The 23,234-nt window shown below is 45.2% G+C and carries 14 protein-coding genes; 8 read left to right on the forward strand and 6 right to left on the reverse strand.

Annotated features, from left to right (window positions below; all coding sequences use genetic code 11):
• Positions 1-92 precede the first annotated feature (92 nt).
• Positions 93-1,475, forward strand: coding sequence for a V-type ATP synthase subunit B (locus R8695_RS16320; protein WP_118510423.1), 1,383 nt, complete (start codon positions 93-95; stop codon positions 1,473-1,475).
• Positions 1,476-1,493: 18 nt separating this feature from the next.
• Positions 1,494-2,111: a V-type ATP synthase subunit D gene (locus tag R8695_RS16325; protein WP_118510425.1), complete on the forward strand. Its 618-nt coding sequence runs from the start codon at positions 1,494-1,496 to the stop codon at positions 2,109-2,111.
• A 666-nt stretch (positions 2,112-2,777) separates the two neighbouring features.
• Here the strand turns inward: R8695_RS16325 and R8695_RS16330 are convergent.
• Together R8695_RS16330 and trxB are read right to left on the reverse strand one after the other, a co-directional pair.
• On the reverse strand, positions 2,778-3,560 hold the full coding sequence (locus tag R8695_RS16330) for a C40 family peptidase (protein ID WP_243139415.1): 783 nt from the start codon (positions 3,558-3,560) through the stop codon (positions 2,778-2,780).
• A 134-nt stretch (positions 3,561-3,694) separates the two neighbouring features.
• Positions 3,695-4,618, reverse strand: coding sequence for a thioredoxin-disulfide reductase (gene trxB / locus R8695_RS16335; protein WP_154779413.1), 924 nt, complete (start codon positions 4,616-4,618; stop codon positions 3,695-3,697).
• A gap of 139 nt (positions 4,619-4,757) precedes the next feature.
• Between trxB and R8695_RS16340 the strand changes: the two genes are divergently transcribed.
• Positions 4,758-6,506, forward strand: coding sequence for a DUF885 domain-containing protein (locus R8695_RS16340; RefSeq protein WP_154779412.1), 1,749 nt, complete (start codon positions 4,758-4,760; stop codon positions 6,504-6,506).
• A gap of 166 nt (positions 6,507-6,672) precedes the next feature.
• Here R8695_RS16340 and R8695_RS17915 read toward each other — a convergent pair whose 3' ends face one another.
• Positions 6,673-6,762 carry a cation-transporting P-type ATPase gene (locus tag R8695_RS17915; RefSeq protein WP_154779411.1) on the reverse strand — a complete coding sequence of 30 codons (90 nt, stop codon included), beginning with the start codon at positions 6,760-6,762 and terminating at the stop codon, positions 6,673-6,675.
• A gap of 116 nt (positions 6,763-6,878) precedes the next feature.
• Positions 6,879-7,316, reverse strand: a complete 438-nt coding sequence (locus R8695_RS16350) for a MarR family winged helix-turn-helix transcriptional regulator (protein ID WP_118510435.1) — start codon at positions 7,314-7,316, stop codon at positions 6,879-6,881.
• A 173-nt stretch (positions 7,317-7,489) separates the two neighbouring features.
• On the opposite strand from R8695_RS16350, the gene R8695_RS16355 reads away from it, so the two are divergent.
• The 5 genes from R8695_RS16355 to R8695_RS16375 all read left to right on the forward strand — a co-directional run bounded on the left by R8695_RS16355 (position 7,490) and on the right by R8695_RS16375 (position 11,470).
• A complete protein-coding gene (locus R8695_RS16355; protein ID WP_118510437.1) occupies positions 7,490-9,004 on the forward strand; it encodes a CapA family protein in 1,515 nt (504 codons plus the stop codon).
• 164 nt (positions 9,005-9,168) lie between these two features.
• The gene (moaC, locus tag R8695_RS16360; protein WP_154779648.1) at positions 9,169-9,651 is read left to right on the forward strand and encodes a cyclic pyranopterin monophosphate synthase MoaC; all 483 of its coding nucleotides are present in this window, start codon (positions 9,169-9,171) and stop codon (positions 9,649-9,651) included.
• 51 nt (positions 9,652-9,702) lie between these two features.
• On the forward strand, positions 9,703-10,191 hold the full coding sequence (locus R8695_RS16365) for a MogA/MoaB family molybdenum cofactor biosynthesis protein (RefSeq protein ID WP_118510439.1): 489 nt from the start codon (positions 9,703-9,705) through the stop codon (positions 10,189-10,191).
• Positions 10,192-10,204: 13 nt separating this feature from the next.
• A complete protein-coding gene (locus R8695_RS16370) occupies positions 10,205-10,636 on the forward strand; it encodes an MOSC domain-containing protein (RefSeq protein ID WP_118510441.1) in 432 nt (143 codons plus the stop codon).
• A 60-nt stretch (positions 10,637-10,696) separates the two neighbouring features.
• A complete protein-coding gene (locus tag R8695_RS16375) occupies positions 10,697-11,470 on the forward strand; it encodes a TatD family hydrolase (RefSeq protein ID WP_118510443.1) in 774 nt (257 codons plus the stop codon).
• A 116-nt stretch (positions 11,471-11,586) separates the two neighbouring features.
• Here R8695_RS16375 and R8695_RS16380 read toward each other — a convergent pair whose 3' ends face one another.
• Entirely contained in the window at positions 11,587-20,832 is a 9,246-nt protein-coding gene (locus R8695_RS16380) for a Cna B-type domain-containing protein (protein WP_317676191.1), read from the reverse strand.
• Between the two features lie 329 nt (positions 20,833-21,161).
• Complete coding sequence (gene metG / locus R8695_RS16385) at positions 21,162-23,120, reverse strand: methionine--tRNA ligase (RefSeq protein WP_118510024.1); 1,959 nt, start codon at positions 23,118-23,120, stop codon at positions 21,162-21,164.
• Positions 23,121-23,234 lie beyond the last annotated feature (114 nt).

A 23,234-nucleotide genomic window follows, 5' to 3' on the forward strand; every position in this document is an offset into this window, starting at 1 on the left:
TCCAGAAGCCAGAAACAGATTTCATGTGAACCATACTGACTTGTCTGCTTATATGAAATCCAGCTATGAATCGTAACAGAGAGGAGAAGTTTATGGCAATTGAATATTTAGGCTTAAGCGAAATAAACGGACCTCTGGTGGTCCTGGAAGGTGTCAAGAATGCCTCCTATGAGGAAATCGTAGAATTCCACATGGACGACGGGACTCGCAAGATCGGCCGTATTATTGAGATTTATGAGGACAAAGCTGTTATTCAGGTTTTCGAGGGAACTGACAGCATGTCCTTAAGCAATACCCACACAAGACTGACCGGACATCCAATGGAGATCGGGCTTTCTCCTGAAATCCTTGGACGTACTTTCAACGGTATCGGCCAGCCGATCGACGGTCTGGGAGATATCACCCCGGAAGTCAAGTTAAACATCAACGGTCTGCCGCTGAACCCGGTAGCTCGTGAATACCCACGAAACTATATCAACACCGGTATTTCCGCAATTGACGGACTGACCACTCTGATCCGTGGTCAGAAGCTGCCGATCTTTTCCGGAAATGGTCTTCCGCATGACAAACTGGCTGCACAGATCGTACAGCAGGCATCTCTGGGTGAAGGCTCCGATGAAAAATTTGCCATTGTTTTCGCAGCAATGGGTGTTAAATACGATGTCGCAGAATTTTTCCGCCGTACTTTTGAGGAGAGCGGTGCTGCAGACCACGTAGTCATGTTCCTGAACCTTGCCAATGACCCGGTTGTTGAGCGTCTTCTTACACCGAAGATTGCCCTCACTGCCGCAGAATATCTTGCATTTGAAAAAGGAATGCACATCCTGGTCATCCTGACAGATATCACTTCTTTCTGCGAGGCCATGCGAGAGGTTTCCTCCTCCAAAGGTGAGATTCCATCCCGTAAAGGTTATCCGGGTTATCTGTACAGTGAACTTGCAACCCTGTACGAACGAGCAGGTATCGTAAAAGGCAAACCGGGTTCTGTAACTCAGATTCCGATCCTGACCATGCCAAACGATGACATCACCCACCCGATCCCTGACCTTACCGGTTACATCACTGAGGGCCAGATCGTTCTGGACAGACAGCTTCACGGACAGGCAATTTACCCGCCGATCAACGTACTGCCGTCCCTTTCCCGTCTGATGAAAGACGGTATCGGTGAAGGCTACACCAGAGCCGACCATCAGGACGTAGCAAACCAGCTTTTCTCCTGCTATGCAAAAGTTGGAGATGCCAGAGCCCTTGCTTCTGTTATCGGTGAAGATGAACTTTCCCCACTGGATAAACGTTATCTGGTATTTGGTAAAGCTTTTGAGAGCGAATTTGTCGGCCAGTCCGAAACAGAGAACCGAAGCATCACCGAAACCCTTGATAAAGGCTGGGAACTTCTGGGACTTCTTCCGAAGGAAGAACTTGACCGAATCGATACGAAGATCCTCGACAAGTACTATCACGAAACAGTACGCTAAAAGAAGCGAGGTGATTGAATGGATCCGAATACCTTTCCCACCAAGGGAAACCTGATACTTGCCAAGAACTCACTGAAACTTTCCCGTCAGGGCTATGAGCTGATGGATAAGAAGCGTAATATCCTGATCCGTGAGATGATGGAGCTGATCGATCAGGCAAAAGATATCCAGACACAGATTGACGTGACTTTCCGCACCGCCTATGCCGCACTGCAGAAAGCCAACATGGAGATCGGTATCGCCTTTGTTCAGCAGATTGCGTGTACAGTTCCCATCGAGAACTCTATCCGCATCAAAACCCGAAGCGTTATGGGTACAGAGATTCCTCTTGTGGAATATGACAAAACAACCAACACTCCTACCTATGCCTACTACAGCACCAAGATGTCCCTGGATGAAGCCAAGGCTGCCTTTGAAAAAGTAAAAGAGCTGTCCATCCGTCTCTCTATGGTGGAAAACGCAGCCATCAGACTTGCCGCAAATATCAAGAAGACACAGAAACGTGCAAACGCTCTGAAGAATATCACCATTCCAAAGTACGAAGCACTGACCAAAGACATCCAGAATGCTCTGGAAGAGAAAGAACGTGAAGAGTTCACCCGTTTGAAAGTAATTAAACGAATGAAGCAGAAATAATCTTAAAGTAAATATCAAAATATTCTAAAGCAGTTAGATGGATATTTCATCATCCATTTAACTGCTTTTACTTTTCCCGATCACAATAAGCGTGATATTGAGTGTGGAAAACCCTTGTGGAAAGTTATCCCCAGGCCATTTTGTTTTGTGTCTGTCCCATCCCCATCGGTCATTTCTATGTGGAAATTTCTCCTCATCCACATCTGGATTCTTTTTTTATCTCCTGTTGTATATTTCAGTATAATATCTTTTAGAATATTCTGATTATTTATCTGTATATCGCTATATTTTGTCTTTTACAGACAATATTATATGTTTTTTAGAATATAGAAAAGTCAATAGATTTTTCTATTTTTTTGTCCTGAAATGTCGATTTATCATTTTACACAAAACATTTGTTTCTTTTATTTTTATGTAAATCAAGTATTCCACACACATAAAATGTGGATAATGTGGATAACTTTGTGTATAACTTTAATTTACGGGCTTTTTCAGATATCCGGTATGTGGATAGAGTGTGTAATACTTTATCCACTTTTCCCATCTGTCGACATTCTTTGTGCAATTTGTCGAAACGGCTAAAAAACTGTCATTCCAGCCCGAAGAAGCGCACAAAAAAATCCCTATCTCAACAGATAAGGACTTCTTTTGTATTCTGTATTTCTATTATTCCATAAATGTTCCGATTGCTGCCGGCTGCTCATAATCATAATTGGAAATCTTAATTCCTGTAGCAGAACCGCTGGCATGAATGATCTTTCCATCACCAATATAAAGTGCTACATGGTCTACATATCCGTGTCCATAGAATACCAGATCACCAGGCTCGATCTGACTTACATCTTTCTTAGTGGAAGCAGCACACTGATCTGCTGCCACACGTGGAAGGCTGTACCCGAAGTTCGCGAACACAGACATTACAAATCCTGAACAGTCTGCTCCGTTTGTCAGGCTTGTGCCGCCATATACATAAGGATTTCCCTCGAACTGTAATGCGAAATTTACCAGTTCCTGCCGCTTGGCCACACGCTGGGCTTCCGCTTCTTCTGCTGCCTTTTTCTTCGTCTCTTCCACAGACTGCTGAATGGCTTCCAGAGCCGCTGCTTTCTCCTGCTCTGCTTTCTCTGAAGCTTTCTGTGCTTTCTCTACCCTGCGTTCCTCTCTGACCTGTGCTGCCTCTTCCTCTTTCTGCATGAATTCCTGAGTCTGCTCTTCTGTCTGCTTCGCCAGAGCACTGGCAAATACGCTTACACTGCCGGTTGCATCTTCCGGATCAGTGATCTCGCTTCCAGAGGCATCCCCCTCAGTTACATCACTGTCAGTTATATCACTTCCATCAGAGAAAAGCTCTGCGCCATCTGTCTCCACTGCCCATACTCCCTGAGCCGGTGCACAGACCATCGTGCTGATCACTGCTGCAAGTATCACTTTTTTTATCTTATTTCTCATGAAATTCCTCTCTTGTAATTGTTACACTTTTGTTACATGGTTATGTATGTTAACATAAGAAAGGAGATTTGTCAAACCAAAAAGGAACTGTTCACAGAATTTTCATCTGTAAACAATTCCCTGTTTTCGCCTTTTTATCTGTTTGTAAGCAGATAGTCCTGCACAGAAGCCACCGTATTGGCTCCATCTGCCACTGCAGTTACCACCTGGCGGAGTTTCTTGGTGCGGATGTCTCCGGCTGCGAAGATTCCCGGTGTTCCTGTGATCCCTTCTTCACCTGCAATAATATAGCCGTGTTCATCCAACGGAACGATTTCTTTAAATCTCGCTGTATTCGGGATGATCCCTATTGCTATAAATACACCGTCTGCAGGGATCACCGACTCACTGTTATCTTTCACATTCCGGATCTTCAGGCCAGTCACACTGTCCGTGCCCTGTATCTCCACTGCCACGCTGTCCCATACCATTTCAATATTCTCCGCAGCTGCCAGACTGTCCTGAAGGATCTGATCTGCCCGAAGTGCATCACGTCTGTGAACCATATAAACTTTCCGGCAGATCCTGGACAGAAAAAGGGCATCTTCTGCTGCAATATTTCCGCCGCCAACTACAACCGCTGTCTTGTCCTTAAAAAATGCCCCGTCACAGGTTGCACAATAAGAAACTCCCATTCCGGAAAACTCCTGCTCTCCCGGGATCTCCAGCATTCTGTGGCTGGCTCCGCAGGCAAGCACTACAGTTCTGGCTCTGTATTCGTTCTTTTTCGTACGGATGATCTTCTCTGCTCCTGTATCTTCCACTGCAAGCACATTCTCCCGCACAGGAGAACCCCCCAGCTTCTGCGCGTGATTCTCGAAAGCTTCTCCCAGATCCATTCCGCTGATCCCCGGAAGTCCCGGATAGTTATCTACCTCATAGGTATTCTGGATCTGTCCGCCCACTGTGAACTGTTTGTCCAGCCACAGAATTTTTAGCCTGGCCCGCGCTGCATAAATGACTGCACTGATCCCCGCCGGTCCGGCTCCCAGGATCGCTATATCATAAATCTCTGACATTTTATACCTCCCGCCTGTTTCCTGCTCTGACTGTAATCTGTATGCAGGAACCTGCATTTCGTAAAATTTACTATTAACTATGATAGCATACTCCCTCTTCTTTTCCAATAAGATAGTAAAAACAGCCTCTGAGGTTTGTATGAAGATCCTGAAAAAAATTATCGCCCTGTGTCTGGTCTTTTGTCTGGGACTTGGACTGGGCTGCCTGTCTGAGTATCCATTTACCGAGAATTCGCGTTTCGAAGCATTCACGGAAAAGCTGTTCCGTTCGGAAGTTTCCGGCAATGCCCTTTCCCTCCATTATACTCTGGCTGATCCTGCTTCCCGTGGAATTTCCACCCAGAATATTTCCCTTGGTACTGTAAACACAGACTTTGAAGAAACTGCCGCTCTCTGCGCTGAATATGAAAAAAAGCTGAAAGGTTTTGCCTATTCCAAACTCTCCCGGGATAACCAGCTAACTTTGGATATGCTGCTTTTGTATTTCCACACCCGAAGTACACTGGGGGAAAATTACCTGCTGGATGAACCGCTGGGGGCCAGTCTTGGCATTCAGGCACAGCTTCCTGTACTTCTGGCAGAATATGCTTTCTATACTGAGAAAGATATTTCTGATTACCTGAAGCTCCTTGGCACTATTAAGCCATATTTTCAGAGCATCCTGGAATTCGAGAAAAAGAAATCGCAGGCAGGTCTTTTTATGAGTGATACTTCTCTGGACCGGATCCTTACCCAGTGCCAGGCCTTCATTCAGGACCCGGATGCCAATTACATAGATGAGATTTTCGCACAGAAGCTTCAGACTCTCGGAAGTTTAAAAGATGAAGACCAGACCATATTGTGCACCTGGCATCATAAGCTGATCCTGGAACAGGTGATCCCTGCCTACCAGAATCTGATGGCCGGGCTGGAGAAGCTTCGGGGAACCGGCCAGACCAGCAGAGGACTGGCATATTTTCCCGGAGGCAGGGAATATTATCTCTATCTTCTGAGAACCCAGACCGGCTCCTATGTTCCTGTCAAACAGATCGAACAGCGCCTTTCCACCCAGCTTATGAATGATTACGAACAGATCCGTTCCCTGATCCGGACAGATTCCTCACTGATCTCCTCTTTAAGCAGATACACCGGCACTATCACCCTTACTCCTGCCCAGATGCTTGAAAAACTTCCTGCACTGATGGCAGAGGATTTCCCTGCATTAAACAATGTTTCCTACGAAATCCGCTACGTACATCCTTCTATGAAAAAGTTCCTCAGCCCTGCCTTTTATCTTACTCCACCTATTGATACCCAGACTCCCAACGTGATCTATATCAATCAGTCAGACCGGACTTCCAGTCTGGAACTTTTCGGAACACTGGCCCACGAAGGATTCCCCGGACATCTTTATCAGACGGTTTCTTTTGCCAGAAGCACTCCTTCCAGCATCCGTTATCTGATCACCTCGCCCGGCTACATAGAAGGATGGGCTACCTATGTAGAATCTTATGCTTATCAGTATGCAGCTTCCCTTATGCCGGATGCTGGTTCTGAAACTGCCTCCGCTGCTGTAACTCTTGCCTGGCTGAACCGCAGCATGAACCTGTGTATTTACTCACTGATCGACCTTGGGATTCATTACAGTGGCTGGGATCAGGCACGTACTGCAGCCTTCCTTAAGGCATTTGGCATTACCAATACTTCTACAGTCAGCGAAATCTTCCAGTACATTGTGGAAACCCCTGGAAATTACCTGAAATATTACCTGGGATATCTGAATTTCCTGGATCTGAAAAACAAATGCAGCCAGAAATCCAGTGATAATTTTGACCTGAAAGATTTTCACCGCCAGATCCTGGAGATCGGCCCGGTTCAGTTTCCTGTATTAGAAAAATATATGAACTAATCATTTCCGCACAAGTGCCTTCCTGACAGGATCCATCGGTATGATCAGCTCTCACAAGTGTCAATACAACATGTAAGATACCTGCAATGGCCAATATGACCTTAAGAATCAGGGTTGCACATAATACTTTGATCCATATATCGTCAAATGTGCCTGTAAACATGGATCAAAGTGACTCTGTTTCTTTCTTCGCCTGCTCATTTGTTCCATATTTCCTCTTACTTTCATCAGCCTGCTGTGAGGACAGTCCAGACATCAGTTTTCTTTGTCTATCGCATTCATTTCCTGGAATAGCCTCCTTTGATATAAGCTTCAGCGAAAAAAATGTCAGGAGCAAACTGTTTTACCCCTAACATCTTTAGCACTTATCCACTATTGATATGACCTGAAAAATTTCTGCAGCTTGGTCAGAGCCCTGGTCAGAGACTCTGTTTCCTCTACATTCAGATCCTTCAGGACAGCCAGCACCATTTTCTCATGGAAATTCTGATGATGACGGTATGCCTTCTCCCCCTTCTCAGTAAGCGAGATCAGCACAACTCTTCTGTCTTCCTGGCTTCGCATACGCTGAATATAACCCTTCTTTACAAGATTGTTCACAGCAATGGTCAGTGTTCCCACTGTTACCCCCAGTGTCCTGGCCACAGTAGACATATTTTTCTGCTGCTGGATTCCCACTGCATCAATAATGTGCATATCGTTTACAGAAATATCCTTATATTCAGGCGTGATCAGCGCCCTCTCTTCCAGATCCAGAATCTCATTAAATAAATGGACAAGCACATCGTTGATCGCTTCATAATGGTTCATCCGGTTCTCCCCCTTTTTACGCTCATAAACATATTATACACTAAAGTAGACGGCAGGGTCAAAAGATATTTGATAAACCGTAACAAACATTTTTTCAATAAATTCTTCCTTTAAGCTGTGAAATTTGATATAATGAATTGATATATACTACATAACATTGAAGGATTGATTTAATGAAAAGAAATAATATTCCTTTGAATTTTAAAGAAAAAAACAATTCCAAGATCAGTTTATACTGTTCTGTTGCAGTTCTGCTGCTTCTTTTTTTCTGTTTTCACCAGCTGGATTACAGCCTGATCACGAAACCTGAAACTGAAGCAAAAGAGGCTGCCGCGCAGAAACAGCAGGAAGCTGAAGCAGCGGCTGAAACTCCTGAGATTTCCACTGCCAGTGTCATCGCAGTGGGCGATAATCTTTACCACAGCAAGCTGTATGAATCCGGAGAATACGATTCCGGCACATGGAATTACGACCATATTTACACCCATGTGCTGAATGAGATCCAGGCCGCAGATGTGGCTATGATTGATCAGGAGACTGTTTTTGCCCCGGATCATAATTCTGTCAGCACTTACCCCTCTTTCGCCACACCGGAGGAAGTGGGAGATGCCATTATCAAAGCTGGTTTCAATGTAGTGGAATCCGCTACCAACCATGTGGATGATTACGGTTATGATTATCTGAAAAATACCCTTGATTTCTGGAGCACCAATTATCCGGATATTCCGGTTCTGGGCATCCATGACACTCCGGAAGATGCAGATACTGTTAAAGTAAAAGAGGTTAATGGCATTAAGATCGCATTTCTGGACTACACCTACGGAACCAACAATTCCGGTGCAGGTGAGGGAAAAGATTACATGATCGATATTTTTGATAAAGATAAGATCACCACCATGATCCAGAAGGCCAAAGAAGTCAGTGACTGTATCATTTTCGTTGCTCACTGGGGCACAGAAGATGATTCAATGCCTAATGAATACGAGAAACAGTGGGCTACATTCCTTATGGAACAGGGCGTGGATGTGATCATCGGCGGACATCCTCATGTACTTCAGCCTTATGGACGTCTTTCAGATGATCAGGGAAACAGCACCTTCATCTTCTACTCTCTGGGAAATTTCGTTTCCACCCAGCAGGAGCTTCCAGAACTTCTGGAAGGAATGGCAAGTTTCACCATCCAGAAGACCACCCTAAACGGTCAGAGCACCATAGAGATCCTTTCTCCGGAAGTGAAACCAATGGTCATGCATTACAATCATGACACCGGAGATTACGGTCCCTATATGCTGGATGACTACACCGAAGATCTGGCTTCCCAGCACAGCGTACGCAATCTGATCGGAGATGAGTTTACCCTGGCAAACCTGAAAGCGAAATTCCAGGAGATCATGTCCATGAATGTGACACCTTCCACCAATACTAATCTACTGAATGTAAAATTTGACTGGGAAGGAAACATGATCGACAAAACCACCGGTGAAACCGTGGAGGACGGTTCTTCTGGCTCGGATTCCAGTGGGGATGATTCTTCTGACAGCAGTTATGATGATGAATCCTATGATACTTCTTATGATGACGGGTCCTACGATAGTTCCTATGATGACAGTTATGACAGTTCTTACGATGATGGAGCCTACGATAGTTCCTATGATGATGGAAGTTATGACGACTCCGGCAATTATTAGATTATTTTATGAATCCCATCACTTCGTAAGCAGACCGGACTTCGCGATATACGGAGCATCTTCGGATGCTCCTTTATTTTACCGCATGGAATACCGTGGACTGCTCCGCTGCAAAGCATTCCCCTACGTCTCACGAATATATGCAGCAGAAAGGAAACAGAAAAATGTCTCAGGGATTTAATCATTTCGATGAAAACGGAAACGCAGTTATGGTAGATGTTTCCGCCAAAAATATTACACCGAGAACAGCCGTCGCCACAGGCGAGATCCACGTTGGACCCGTCATCATGGCGGCTGTGCAGGAAGGATCTGTCAAAAAAGGTGATGTTCTGGGAGTAGCCCGGGTAGCCGGTATTATGGGAGTCAAACGTACTTCAGACCTTATTCCCATGTGTCATCCCCTTCCCATCCAGAAATGTTCCATAGACTATGAACTGGAACCGGAGAAAGGGATCATCCGTGTCTTCTGCACAGTGAAAACAGAAGGAAAAACTGGCGTAGAAATGGAAGCTCTTACAGGTGTTCAGGTAACACTTCTCACGATCTACGATATGTGTAAGGCTATTGACAAGCATATGGTAATGTCGGAGATCCATCTGGTTGAGAAGACCGGGGGGAAAAGCGGGGATTTTCTTTTCCAGGAATAAATATCAGGTGGACATGATATTCGCCTGAATAGATCATACGGAGGGATTTTTATGAAACGAGTAGCAATCATCACATCCAGCGATACGGGGTATCGTGGAGAGAGAGAGGATTTAAGCGGTCCGGCGATCCGTGAGATCGTTGAGAAAAACGGATATAAAGTAGTGTCTATGGACATTCTGCCAGATGACAGGGCTATACTTTCAAAGAAAATGGCAGAAATCGCAGACAATAATACTGCGGAACTGATCCTGACCACAGGCGGAACAGGTTTTTCCCCGAGAGATATCATGCCTGAGGCAACAGAAGACATTATTGACCGCCGGGTTCCGGGAATTCCGGAGGCTATGAGGGCTTACAGCATGACTATCACAAAACGTGCCATGCTCAGCCGCGCCACTGCAGGTATCCGCAAAAAAACTCTTATTGTCAATCTGCCGGGAAGTCCGAAGGCAGTGAAGGAAAGTCTGGAATATATTATTGATCCTCTGGCTCATGGCATTGAGATCATGACCGGAGAAGCAGGAAACTGTGCAAGATAAAAGGGGAGTTTTTATGGGAAAAGTAATTGCTGTATGCACAAGTGAAAAAAAGGGAACTCAGAAAACCAGTGTTCCTGAGATTGATGTCAGAAAAGACTGGGGAATCCAGGGAGACGCACATGCCGGGAAATGGCATCGACAGGTAAGCCTGCTCTCCTACGAAAAAATCGAAGCTTTCCGCGCCAGAGGTGCAGAGATTGAGGATGGTGCTTTCGGAGAAAATATCATTGTTCAGGGAATTGATTTCGCCACACTTCCTGTTGGTACGAAATTCGCCTGCAATGATGTGGTTCTGGAGCTTACCCAGATTGGAAAGGAATGCCACAGCGGATGTGCCATTTTTAAGAAAATGGGAGAATGCATCATGCCTAAACAGGGAGTTTTTACAAAGGTTCTTCACGGCGGAATCATCCGTCCTGGTGATGAGCTGACTATTTTGGAATAATATAACTGCAGGCTGGCAGACAGTTACAGATAAAATCAGATTTGACAGGAGATTTTCACAATGATCATAGATACACATGCCCATTATGACGATGAAGCTTTTAATCCGGACAGAGATGCGCTGCTGAATTCCATGGCTGAAAATGGAATTGAAAAGGTGGTAAATGTCTGTGCGTCTATTTCTGAATTGTACCGGACAGTAGAACTTATGGAAAAATATCCTTTTGTTTACGGTGCGGTTGGTGTTCATCCGGATGATGCCTCGCAGATGACACAGGATACTCTGGATGAGATCTGCAGACTTTCCCGTATGGATAAGATGGTGGCCATCGGTGAGATCGGGCTGGATTATTACTGGCACAAAGAAGAGCAGGAACATGAGGTGCAGAAGAAAATGTTTGCCGCACAGATGGATATTGCCAGAGAGGAAAAACTGCCGTTTATGATACACAGCAGGGATGCTGCCGAGGATACACTGGAAATAGTGAAGGGTTATATGCAGGGAGGTATGTATGGTGGAATCATCCATTGTTTTTCCTATAGTAAGGAAATTGCCGCGCAGTATCTGAAAATGGGACTGTATCTGGGAATCGGCGGTGTGGTTACTTTCAAAAATGCACGAAAGCTGAAGGAAGTTGTGGAGTATGCTCCTTTATCTCAGATCGTTCTGGAAACAGATTGTCCATATATGTCTCCGGAACCTAACCGTGGTAAGCGGAATTCTTCTCTGAATCTGCCGTATGTAGCTCAGGCTATTGCAGATCTGAAGGGGATCACAGCAGAAAAAGTGATACAGGTGACAAGACAGAATGCTCTGGAGCTGCTGGCTTTATAGATTAACTGAGCAGTCAGACGGATCTTCGCAATCTGCTTTGCTCGGCAGTAGTTCGTTTAGTTAAATTTACAGGGTACCGCAAGTGCGGTACCCTGTTTTCGTCTTAACATAGCATCTTATTTCGCTTTTCTTCTTCGCTTGAAGTATACACCTGCTGCCGTTACCACTGCGGCGGCTGCCAGTAATGCGATAAATCCGTCAATTGGTGTGGTATCTCCGGTTTTTACTGCAGTTCTCGTAGATGTTCCGGTGAAACTTCCAGGGGTTTTCTGCGTTCTGTTGGAGGTCGGGATCGCGGGTGTTACTGTTGGAGTCGGTGTGGAACTTGGTTTCGGAGTCGGAGTTGGTGTAGTTTCTTTGTTGGTTATTTCCACAGTTTCCTGATAATTCTCCTGATTCAAAGTGATCTCAGCGTTTTCTACACTGATCTCATACTTGAATCCTGTTGCTCCGTCTACCGGTTTTCCAGCAGAATCTACTTCCGTTACATACAATGTTACATTTCCTTCATTCGGAAGGGCAATAGTAACAGATCTGCTTACCTTAGAATTTCCTGCCAGATCCAGTGCTACGATCTTTTCTTCTGCTTCTTCAGCAAATTGTGTATACTCTTCGTCTGCGAAAATTCCGGCATAGAAGGTCTGGCTACTGTTTTTCGCTTTTCCGTCTGCTCTCAGAAGTTTCTTGGTAATAATCAGTTTTCCGTCTCTGTAGAAATTATCCGGAATTTCTTCGAACTGGTTATCGAAGTAGATTGCTTTGCTTCCATCCGGATTATCAATTTCCACCACATTTCCGTCATGAAATTCTACTGTGTACAAAGTTCCGTCTGCAGTTACATTTGCCAGATAACTGGTTCCTTCCTCGTCGCATTCACCTACATAATACGTGTGGTCTTTTTCCAGTTTCGTGAATGTTACAGAGGATACGGATGCATTCTGGAATACAAGCGGTTTAATGTCAGAAACACGTTCTGTGCAGTCTTCGTCTGCATAAAGAGCTACATAGAAAGTCTGATCTACTGCTTTGATCTCTTCGCCTTCGTTTGTGGTCAGATGTTTGGTTACTGTCAGATCGGCGTCGCTGTATTCTTTCATGGTGTCTTCTACTAACAGGATGCCATCTTTGATGGTTGTTGTAGTTTTTTCTGTGTTGATAGTTCCGTCTTCGTTCAACTCGAAGGTTGTGTCATTGGTGATGTTGTAATCGTCAGGAGCCACTGTTTCACGGAGAATATAGGTTTCTCCGGTTCTGAGACCGGTGGTTTCATGAGCAGTTTTTGTGGAATCCCATTCGTCTACGATGTTTCCTTCCTGATCGATGATCTGGAGGTGTGCGCCTTCCAGTTCTTCGTGGCTGGTAATGTCTACCTTGCTTATTTTTACAGAAGTTGTTTCGTAGTTATTGGTGATGGTTACTGTTGCGGTCTCATTGTGCAGGATTTCTGTGGTTCCTTCTTCTACACTATAGTCTGCTGTCAGGACATAGCCAGGGATCTTTGCATTTGCTTCGATTACCTGATATTCTCCAAGAGGCAGGCTACTCAGAAGATATTTGCCATCTGTGAAATCACTGTAGTAAACAGTTTCCTGATAATCATATGGGCCGGTTATTGTGAATGTCAGGGCTTCTTTTTCTTCTGCTGTGAGTTTTTCGTCTGACAGATCACCTGTAATCAGTTTTTCCAGTTCCAGATTTCCTGTCTTCAGGGTGTTTGTGATGATATAACCAGTGTGTGCATCACCGCTGATGGTTGTTTCATAATTGTCAGTGTTTTCTGTTTCTTTGACTGTGTAGTCAATGAGTTCACCGGCTTTTCTTTCGTCCAGATCCGTCCAGATGTGAGTCCACTGGTTTTCGGCATTTAGGGTGATTTCTTCTCCTTGGGCTTCTCCATCTGCGTAAAGCTGTACTTTAATCTCGGATGGGCGGATGCCGTTATGATCGTTGAAGTCTTCCCACGCTTTAGTTACAGTGATGCTGGTCTTTCCGGGCTGGTACTTGTTGGTGATGGTCGTTCCGGTAACCTCGGTTGTATAATCGGTTACAGTGTCCTCAGTCACGGTGTAAATAATCGGTTCGCCGTTGGCATATTTAGGAAGGTTCTGGAAAGTGTAGCTCCAGTTTCCTTCTACATCGGCTTTTACTACCTTACTGTCTATCTTCTCTCCATTCGCAAAGAGATTTACGGTGATGCTTTCCGGGCGTTTTCCATCCTGGTTGTTTCCATCGTCCCAGATCTTTTCGCCGGAGATGTTTGTTAATTCCGGGGTGTGGCTGTTCGTGATCACATAACCAGTTTTCGCTTCTCCGCTGATCACGGTGTCGTAGCCGGTAACCTTTCCTGCTTCCTTTACAGTGTAGGAAATCTTCTGGCCCGATTTCATTTCGTCCAGGCCACTCCAGGTGTAGCTCCACTGGTTTCCTGCATTCAGGGTTACTTCTTCTCCCTGCTTGCTTCCGTCTGCGTAAAGCTGCACTTTGATATCTGTTGGGCGTAAACCGTCCTGATTATTTCCATCTTCCCATGCCTTTATTACGCTGATGCTGGTCTTTCCGGGCTGGTACTTGTTGATGATGGTGGTTCCTGAAATCTCTGCCGTATACTCCGGTACAGCATCCTCAGTCACTGTGTAACTGATCAGCTGTCCATTCGCATATTTTGGTAAGTTCTTAAAGCTGTACTTCCAGTTTCCTTCTGCATCGGCTTTTACTGCCTTACTGTCTATCTTCTCGCCATTTGCAAAGAGATTTACGGTGATGCTTTCCGGGCGTTTTCCGTCCTGGTTGTCTGCATCGTCCCAGATCTTTTCGCCGGAGATTTTTGTTAGTTCTGGCGTGTGGCTGTTCGTGATCACGTAGCCAGTTTTCGCTTCTCCGCTGATCACGGTGTCGTAGCCGGCAATTTTTCCTACTTCTTCTACAGTATAAACGATTTTCTGGCCCGATTTCATTTCGTCCAGGCCACTCCAGGTGTAGCTCCACTGGTTTCCTGCATTCAGGGTTACTTCTTCTCCCTGCTTGCTTCCGTCTGCGTAAAGCTGCACTTTAATGTCTGTTGGGCGTAAACCGTCCTGGTTATTTCCATCTTCCCATGCCTTTATTACGCTGATGCTGGTTTTTCCGGGCTGGTACTTGTTGATGATGGTGGTTCCTGAAATCTCTGCCGTATACTCCGGTACAACATCCTCAGTCACTGTGTAACTGATCAGCTGTCCATCCGCATATTTCGGCAGGTTCTTGAAGCTGTACTTCCAGTTTCCTTCTGCATCGGCTATTACTGCCTTACTGTCTATCTTCTCTCCATTTGCAAAGAGATTTACGGTGATGCTTTCCGGGCGTTTTCCGTCCTGGTTGTCTCCATCGTCCCAGACCTTTTCGCCGGAGATGTTTGTTAATTCCGGGGTGTGGCTGTTCGTGATCACATAACCAGTTTTCGCTTCTCCGCTGATCACAGTGTCGTAGCCGGTAACCTTTCCTGCTTCCTTTACAGTGTAGGAAATCTTCTGGCCGGACTTCATTTCGTTCAGGCCACTCCAGGTGTAGCTCCACTGGTTTCCTGCATTCAGGGTTACTTCTTCTCCCTGCTTGCTTCCATCTGCGTAAAGCTGCACTTTAATGTCTGTTGGACGTAAACCGTCCTGGTTATTTCCATCTTCCCATGCCTTTATTACGCTGATGCTGGTCTTTCCGGGCTGGTACTTGTTGATGATGGTGGTTCCTGAAATTTCCGTCGTATACTCCGGTACAGCATCCTCAGTCACTGTGTAACTGATCAGCTGTCCATTCGCATATTTTGGTAAGTTCTTAAAGCTGTACTTCCAGTTTCCTTCTGCATCGGCTTTTACTGCCTTACTGTCTATCTTCTCGCCATTTGCAAAGAGATTTACGGTGATGCTTTCCGGGCGTTTTCCGTCCTGGTTGTCTCCATCGTCCCAGACCTTTTCGCCGGAGATGTTTGTTAATTCCGGGGTGTGGCTGTTCGTGATCACATAACCAGTTTTCGCTTCTCCGCTGATCACAGTGTCGTAGCCGACAATCTTTCCTACTTCTTCTACAGTATAAACGATTTTCTGGCCGGATTTCATTTCGTCCAGGTCACTCCAGGTGTAGCTCCACTGGTTTCCTGCATTCAGGGTGATTTCTTCTCCCTGCTTGCTTCCGTCTGCGTAAAGCTGCACTTTAATGTCTGTTGGGCGTAAACCGTCCTGGTTGTTTCCATCTTCCCATGCCTTTATTACGCTGATGCTGGTTTTTCCGGGCTGGTACTTGTTGATGATGGTGGTTCCTGAAATTTCCGTCGTATACTCCGGTACAACATCCTCAGTCACTGTGTAACTGATCAGCTGTCCATCCGCATATTTCGGCAGGTTCTTGAAGCTGTACTTCCAGTTTCCTTCTGCATCGGCTTTTACTGCCTTACTGTCTATTTTCTCTCCATTTGCAAAGAGATTTACGGTGATGCTTTCCGGGCGTTTTCCGTCCTGGTTGTCTCCATCGTCCCAGATCTTTTCGCCGGAGATGTTTGTTAATTCCGGGGTGTGGCTGTTCGTGATCACATAACCAGTTTTCGCTTCTCCGCTGATCACAGTGTCGTAGCCGACAATCTTTCCTACTTCTTCTACAGTATAAACGATTTTCTGGCCGGATTTCATTTCGTCCAGGTCACTCCAGGTGTAGCTCCACTGGTTTCCTGCATTCAGGGTGATTTCTTCTCCCTGCTTGCTTCCGTCTGCGTAAAGCTGCACTTTAATGTCTGTTGGGCGTAAACCGTCCTGGTTGTTTCCATCTTCCCATGCCTTTATTACGCTGATGCTGGTTTTTCCGGGCTGGTACTTGTTGATGATGGTGGTTCCTGAAATTTCCGTCGTATACTCCGGTACAACATCCTCAGTCACTGTGTAACTGATCAGCTGTCCATCCGCATATTTCGGCAGGTTCTTGAAGCTGTACTTCCAGTTTCCTTCTGCATCGGCTTTTACTGCCTTACTGTCTATTTTCTCTCCATTTGCAAAGAGATTTACGGTGATGCTTTCCGGGCGTTTTCCGTCCTGGTTGTCTCCATCGTCCCAGATCTTTTCGCCGGAGATGTTTGTTAATTCCGGGGTGTGGCTGTTCGTGATCACATAACCGGTCTTGGCTTCTCCGCTGATCACGGTGTCGTAGCCGGTAACCTTTCCTGCTTCCTTTACAGTGTAGGAAATCTTCTGGCCGGATTTCATTTCGTCCAGGTCACTCCAGGTGTAGCTCCACTGGTTTCCTGCATTCAGGGTGATTTCTTCTCCCTGCTTGCTTCCGTCTGCGTAAAGCTGCACTTTAATGTCTGTTGGGCGTAAACCGTCCTGGTTATTTCCATCTTCCCATGCCTTTATTACGCTGATGCTGGTTTTTCCGGGCTGGTACTTGTTGATGATGGTGGTTCCTGAAATCTCTGTCGTATACTCCGGTACAACATCCTCAGTCACTGTGTAACTGATCAGCTGTCCATCCGCATATTTCGGCAGGTTCTTGAAGCTGTACTTCCAGTTTCCTTCTGCATCGGCTTTCACTGCCTTACTGTCTATCTTCTCGCCATTCGCGAAAAGGTTTACCGTGATGCTTTCCGGGCGTTTTCCGTCCTGGTTGTCTCCATCGTCCCAGATCTTTTCGCCGGAGATTTTTGTTAATTCTGGGGTGTGGCTGTTCGTGATCACGTAGCCAGTTTTCGCTTCTCCGCTGATCACAGTGTCGTAGCCGGCAATCTTTCCTACTTCTTTTACAGTATAAACGATTTTCTGGCCGGATTTCATTTCGTCCAGGTCACTCCAGGTGTAGCTCCACTGGTTTCCTGCATTCAGGGTGATTTCTTCTCCCTGCTTGCTTCCGTCTGCGTAAAGCTGCACTTTAATGTCTGTTGGGCGTAAACCGTCCTGGTTATTTCCATCTTCCCATGCCTTTATTACGCTGATGCTGGTTTTTCCGGGCTGGTACTTGTTGATGATGGTGGTTCCTGAAATCTCTGTCGTATACTCCGGTACAGCATCCTCAGTCACTGTGTAACTGATCAGCTGTCCATCCGCATATTTCGGCAGGTTCTTGAAGCTGTACTTCCAGTTTCCTTCTGCATCGGCTTTTACTGCCTTACTGTCTATCTTCTCTCCATTTGCAAAGAGATTTACGGTGATGCTTTCCGGGCGTTTTCCGTCCTGGTTGTCTCCATCGTCCCAGATCTTTTCGCCGGAGATGTTTGTTAATTCTGGCGTGTGGCTGTTCGTGATGACAAATCCGGTCTGCACATCTCCAGTTACTGTAGATTCATAGCCTGGAATTCTTCCAACTTCTTTCACAGAATAAACAACTGTTTGCCCATCCTGTTTAACCGGAAGATCGCTCCATCCATAACTCCATCCATTACCCTCGTTCAGTACAACCGGTTCTCCCAGTTTCTGACCATTGGCATATAACTGTACCAGAATACTTTGCGGACGTTTTCCATCCTGATTGTCTGCATCATCCCATTCTTTACATACACTTGTTTCTATTTTCTCCTCTTCCTGCCTCGTATTATCAAACGCGGCGGCCGGAACCAGATTATCCTCTGTTACCTCCTCCAGATCAGAAGCTCTGTAATATTTCACAGAATCAATCTTATAAGAAGTAATCGTTGTATCTCCGGAAATCTGAGAATCTGACGATACAGTGATCACTGCAATGTAAACCGTATCATCCTTAATATATCCATCCACCTCACCGTATTCAGAAATACGATAATAATACTGTCCATCTGCCCGAAATGTCATCGAAGTGAATGTTACAAAATTTCCTTTATTCGGAAGAATTTCAACCTGCGCCCATTTTCTCCATTCCTTATTATATATCTCAAGCTTGAACCTGAATTTCTCATCATCCCCAGGTCTGTCACCGTTTACTGTCTTGATTGCAGTCAGCTGCGCCGGAACAGGAATATGACTAGAATCCGGCATATCACTCCATACACAATGCCATTCTGAACCATTCTTATCAAGTGTATCCACAACCAGCCATCCTGAACTTGTTCCACCCAGTCCATGCACAGTCGCCTTCGGTGCCAGGAAAATACCAAACATACCGCTGGCAAAAGTAACATCGGTTGCATTCGGCATATTGAACACAACGGTTCTCGCATACTGATCCGCAGATGCACTGGATGTGGTACTCTGCATATATCCACTTTCGCGGTCTGTATCCCAGATCTCAAATCTCTTCAGATTTACGCTGGTACCTTTATAGTTGAATACAATGGTCTGATCGGACTTCTTTTTAATCCGCAGTGCTCCTTCACTTATATCGTTCAGCCAGTCGCCATCGATATAATAAGTTCCTTCCGGACGTTCAGAAATATCGATCTCCGCCTGGTTCATCACTTCATTCTGATTCTTAACCTGATAACTTACCTCATCTGCCATACTTGCAGATACTTTCGATACACTTGCGATCAGTCTGTCCACATAAACTTCCAGAGCACCTTTCGCAAAAATCGTCTTCTGGCCTTTTCCATTTACTTCCAGACTCAGTCTGTCTTTTATGGCATCTGTACACCAGACATCTGAATTCTTTCCATCGATCTTCAATGACGAATCGCTGCTCATATCCGCGATCACATACACACCACCATTGTTGGCATCTCCGTTATTTCCCGTGTATGCGCCAGCTGTAACATTACCACTGCCGGTAAAATATTTCGTAGCAAAATTGGTATCCATATGAGCATCTTTATTAATCGTATTCGCAGTCACACCATAGTAGATAGCATTTCCCAGAATACTCCAATAATTCTGCAGTGTTCCAGGATTCAACTCCTGTCCGTTCACATTTACAAAAGCAACCAGTGAGAAATTATTCAGGTCAAAATCCGCTGCTTCTGTTTCCAGCTGAACTTCTGCTTCCGAAACTACTTCTACATTAATATTTCCTGCTGAAATGTCTGTAGCATCTGCAGTTGTATCCACAGATTCCTTCGTAGCTTCATCCAGAGGCAGATGAACAACTGCGATCTCTTCTGCCTTCTCAGCTTCAACTTCCTGCGTAAGCTGACTCTTCTTAAAATCAAAGGAAATATTTACCGCGCCTTCTGTAGGCTGGTATTCTTCTTTTTCCCCTGGAATCACATTTCCGTTTTCATCTGTCTTATCCACCAGAAATGCAATATCATAAAGAAGTGTATTCTTTTCTGTATATACATCACTCTCCTGCCCATTGGCTGAATTATCAGGAGAGATCATTTCTGCATTGTTATTTAATGCCTGCATATAGACATCATAATTATATCCTGCAGTCTGTGGAGTTACTCTGGTAACTCTGAACTCAGCTTCATCCGGCACTGCATCCGGTGCTGCCAGCGTAGCAGTTACCACTACTTCACTGTCCTCATATGTATAAACGAGCTGCTCATTTTTCTTCATCTCATTTATACGGACAATTGCAGCAGTTCCCATGTTCACAGCAGAAAAAGCTGCACCCTGAACTGCCTCTGCTTCATTTGTATCAAACTGGGCTGCTGTATCTTCCTGTCTGTTTACATAAACCTTCAGATTACTCCGAACAATCTGTTCCTGTGTGTTTTTCACCAGCTGAGGCTCTGTAAAATTCATCTGCACTTTCACACTTCCATCTGCCGGCTCAACCCGTCCGCCTGCTGTTTCTGACCAGAAATAGATATCATACAGCAGATATTCCGCTGTAAAAATCTCTCCATCAATTCCAAGCAAGGAATTCATTTCAGATTTTTCTCCCTCGTATCTCTGTGGGTCTGTGTTCAGAAGATTTTCAACCTTCAGTTGTGCATCCTGCGGCAATCCTGCACTCTCTTCAGCTGCAGCTGTCACAGAAATACTTTCATCTTCATATGAGAAATCTGTTTTCGGAACTTCCGTCTGCTCCGGCTCCGGTGTAGCTGTCAGTTTCGGTATCTCTGTAATCTCAGGCTGCTCCGGTTCCTCTGAATCTCCAGGTTCTTCGGGCTGCATTGTTTCTTCCGGATCTCCTGATTCCTCAGGCTGTGATGGATCCTCCGGTTCTCCAGGTTCTTCAGGCTGTGATGGCTCTTCCGGTTCTCCTGATTCTTCGGGCTGTGATGGCTCTTCCGGTTCTTCTGTTTCTTCGGGCTGTATTGGTTCTTCCTCCATCACTTCTTCTGTGACAGGCTCTTCCACTGTTTCTTCCACCTGAGCCTGTCCCTCGTACTCCTGTACTTCATCATATCCTGCCAGCTCCTCTTCCGCTGCGAAAGTCACCGGAATCTCGTCACTGTCTGCCAGAATACTGTTCATTCCCGACTGCTGAAAGATCATCAGCACAGTCAAAAGTCCCGCCAGATAACGTTTGGCTTTGTTTTTCTTATTCATAGTTCTCCTCCTTACTCCATTTCTGGATAAAATTTTCACCATTCAGGTTTACTCCTGTGGTGAATCCGTTAAAAAGGCAAAATTCTCCTTTATTTTTATTGTCATAAGTATATCATCTGCCGGTCACAAATCTGTCATATAACCAATTTTTCCTTAAATAGACAAAAAATTCCCGAAAAACCGTATTAATTTCATGAATATCGCGGTTTTCCGGGAATGATTTTCTCTTAAGTATAAAGTTTTTCACAGCCCATATAGATTATATTAATTACTTGAAGTTTTTATAACCTAAATTGCAGCAGAATTTTCTGTATTTCAAAATTCTGATCTTAGCAGATTTCTGCTCCTGCAGGCATTTCTTTCTCAGGTACCATCAGGGAAAGATTTCCGTCTGCGTCTTCTGCGCAGAGGATCATTCCTTCGCTGAGTACTCCGGCAAGTTTAGCTGGTTTAAGATTTGTAACAACCATAACTTTCTTGCCTACCATTTCTTCTGTACTGTAGTGTGCTTTGATTCCGGATACGATCTGGCGTACCTGGCTGCCGATCTGTACCTGGGAGCAGAGAAGTTTCTTGGATTTCTTTACTTCTTCACATTTGATGATCTTTCCAACCTGGAACTGGAGTTTGCCAAAATCTTCAAACGTGATCTCTGGTTTTGCTTCGAGATCGATCACATCTTCATTCTCTTCTTTTGCAGGCTCTTCAGCCTTTGGTGGATGAAGTTCTGCTACTTTTGCCATTACTTCTTTGAGGTCAAGGCGGGCAAAAAGGATCTCAGGTTTCTCAGTTACTTTGTTTCCTGATGGATAGAGACCAAATGTCTTAAGATCTTCTAACTCTCTGTCCTGAGCATTTAACTGAGCAAGGATTCTCTCTGTTGTTTCCGGCATAAAGGATTTCAGCAGAGTTGCACCGATACAGATTCCCTCAACAAGGTTGTAGAGAACAGTTGCAAGTCGGTCTTTCTTCTCTTCGTCTTTTGCAAGTGCCCATGGCATTGTTTCATCGATGTATTTGTTGCAGCGTTTGAAGATTGTGAATACTTCTGTCATTGCGTCTGCTACACGAAGTTTATCCATTTTTTCGTTTACTTTTGCAGGTACGGAGAGGATGAAGTTCTTAAGATCATCATCTACTGGCTCTGTTACACCTTTGTTCTCTACAACGCCGCCAAAGTATTTGTTGGACATGGAGATTGTACGGTTTACGAGGTTTCCAAGGGTGTTTGCAAGCTCGGAGTTCAGACGCTCTACCATTAGTTCCCATGTGATGACACCGTCGTTCTCGAATGGCATTTCGTGAAGTACGAAGTAACGGACTGCATCTACACCGAAGAAGTCTACCAGTTCGTCTGCATAGATTACGTTTCCTTTGGATTTACTCATCTTTCCATCGCCCTGAAGAAGCCACGGATGTCCGAATACCTGTTTCGGAAGTGGCAGATCCAGTGACATCAGGAAGATCGGCCAGTAAATTGTATGGAAACGAATGATGTCTTTTCCGATCAGGTGCAGGTCTGCAGGCCAAAGTTTTTTGAACTGTTCTGTGCTTTCTCCGTCGCAGTCGTAGCCGATTCCTGTGATGTAGTTTGTGAGGGCGTCAAGCCATACATAGACTACATGTTTCGGGTCAAAGTCTACCGGGATTCCCCATTTGAAAGATGTTCTGGATACGCAGAGATCCTGAAGGCCCGGGAGAAGGAAGTTGTTCATCATTTCGTTCTTACGGGATTCCGGCTGGATGAAATCCGGGTGAGTGTTGATGTAATCGATGAGTTTGTCAGCGTATTTGCTCATTTTGAAGAAGTATGCTTCTTCTTTTGCAGGTACGCATGGGCGGCCGCAATCTGGGCATTTGCCGTCTACAAGCTGGGATTCTGTGAAGAAGGATTCACATGGTGTGCAGTACATTCCTTCATAGTGTCCTTTATAGATGTCGCCTTTTGCGTACATTTTCTTGAAGATTTTCTTGACCTGTTTTTCGTGGTCTTCGTCTGTAGTTCTGATGAATTTGTCATAGGATGTGTTCATCAGATCCCAGATTCTTTTGATCTCACCGGATACGTTGTCTACGAATTCTTTTGGGGTGATACCGGCTTCTTCTGCTTTTAATTCGATCTTCTGACCATGTTCGTCGGTTCCGGTCTGGAAGAATACGTCATAGCCCTGCTGGCGTTTGTAGCGGGCGATGGCGTCGGCTAAGACTACTTCATAGGTGTTGCCGATGTGCGGTTTGCCGGATGTGTAGGCAATGGCGGTGGTGATGTAGTATTTTTGTTTTTCCATTAGTTTTGGTCTCCTTTTTTGAATGTGGACGCCCGGGAAATAATTTCCCAGGCTGGTTTTTGAAATGATAACAACTATTCCTTATTTATAGAAGAAAAACATAAATTCTTCATG

Origin of the sequence: Blautia luti (assembly GCF_033096465.1) — a bacterium.
Classification (GTDB): Bacteria; Bacillota; Clostridia; order Lachnospirales; family Lachnospiraceae; genus Blautia_A; species Blautia_A luti.

Excerpts from the sequence above, each read along its gene's own strand:
- R8695_RS16355 (WP_118510437.1), top strand. The coding sequence starts at position 7,490 with ATGAAAAGAAATAATATTCCTTTGAATTTTAAAGAAAAAAACAATTCC.
- trxB (WP_154779413.1), bottom strand. The coding sequence starts at position 4,618 with ATGTCAGAGATTTATGATATAGCGATCCTGGGAGCCGGACCGGCGGGG.
- R8695_RS16330 (WP_243139415.1), bottom strand. The coding sequence starts at position 3,560 with ATGAGAAATAAGATAAAAAAAGTGATACTTGCAGCAGTGATCAGCACG.
- R8695_RS16370 (WP_118510441.1), top strand. The coding sequence starts at position 10,205 with ATGGGAAAAGTAATTGCTGTATGCACAAGTGAAAAAAAGGGAACTCAG.
- R8695_RS16350 (WP_118510435.1), bottom strand. The coding sequence starts at position 7,316 with ATGAACCATTATGAAGCGATCAACGATGTGCTTGTCCATTTATTTAAT.
- moaC (WP_154779648.1), top strand. The coding sequence starts at position 9,169 with ATGTCTCAGGGATTTAATCATTTCGATGAAAACGGAAACGCAGTTATG.
- R8695_RS16375 (WP_118510443.1), top strand. The coding sequence starts at position 10,697 with ATGATCATAGATACACATGCCCATTATGACGATGAAGCTTTTAATCCG.
- R8695_RS16320 (WP_118510423.1), top strand. The coding sequence starts at position 93 with ATGGCAATTGAATATTTAGGCTTAAGCGAAATAAACGGACCTCTGGTG.
- metG (WP_118510024.1), bottom strand. The coding sequence starts at position 23,120 with ATGGAAAAACAAAAATACTACATCACCACCGCCATTGCCTACACATCC.
- R8695_RS16380 (WP_317676191.1), bottom strand. The coding sequence starts at position 20,832 with ATGAATAAGAAAAACAAAGCCAAACGTTATCTGGCGGGACTTTTGACT.
- R8695_RS16325 (WP_118510425.1), top strand. The coding sequence starts at position 1,494 with ATGGATCCGAATACCTTTCCCACCAAGGGAAACCTGATACTTGCCAAG.
- R8695_RS16340 (WP_154779412.1), top strand. The coding sequence starts at position 4,758 with ATGAAGATCCTGAAAAAAATTATCGCCCTGTGTCTGGTCTTTTGTCTG.
- R8695_RS17915 (WP_154779411.1), bottom strand. The coding sequence starts at position 6,762 with ATGTCTGGACTGTCCTCACAGCAGGCTGATGAAAGTAAGAGGAAATAT.
- R8695_RS16365 (WP_118510439.1), top strand. The coding sequence starts at position 9,703 with ATGAAACGAGTAGCAATCATCACATCCAGCGATACGGGGTATCGTGGA.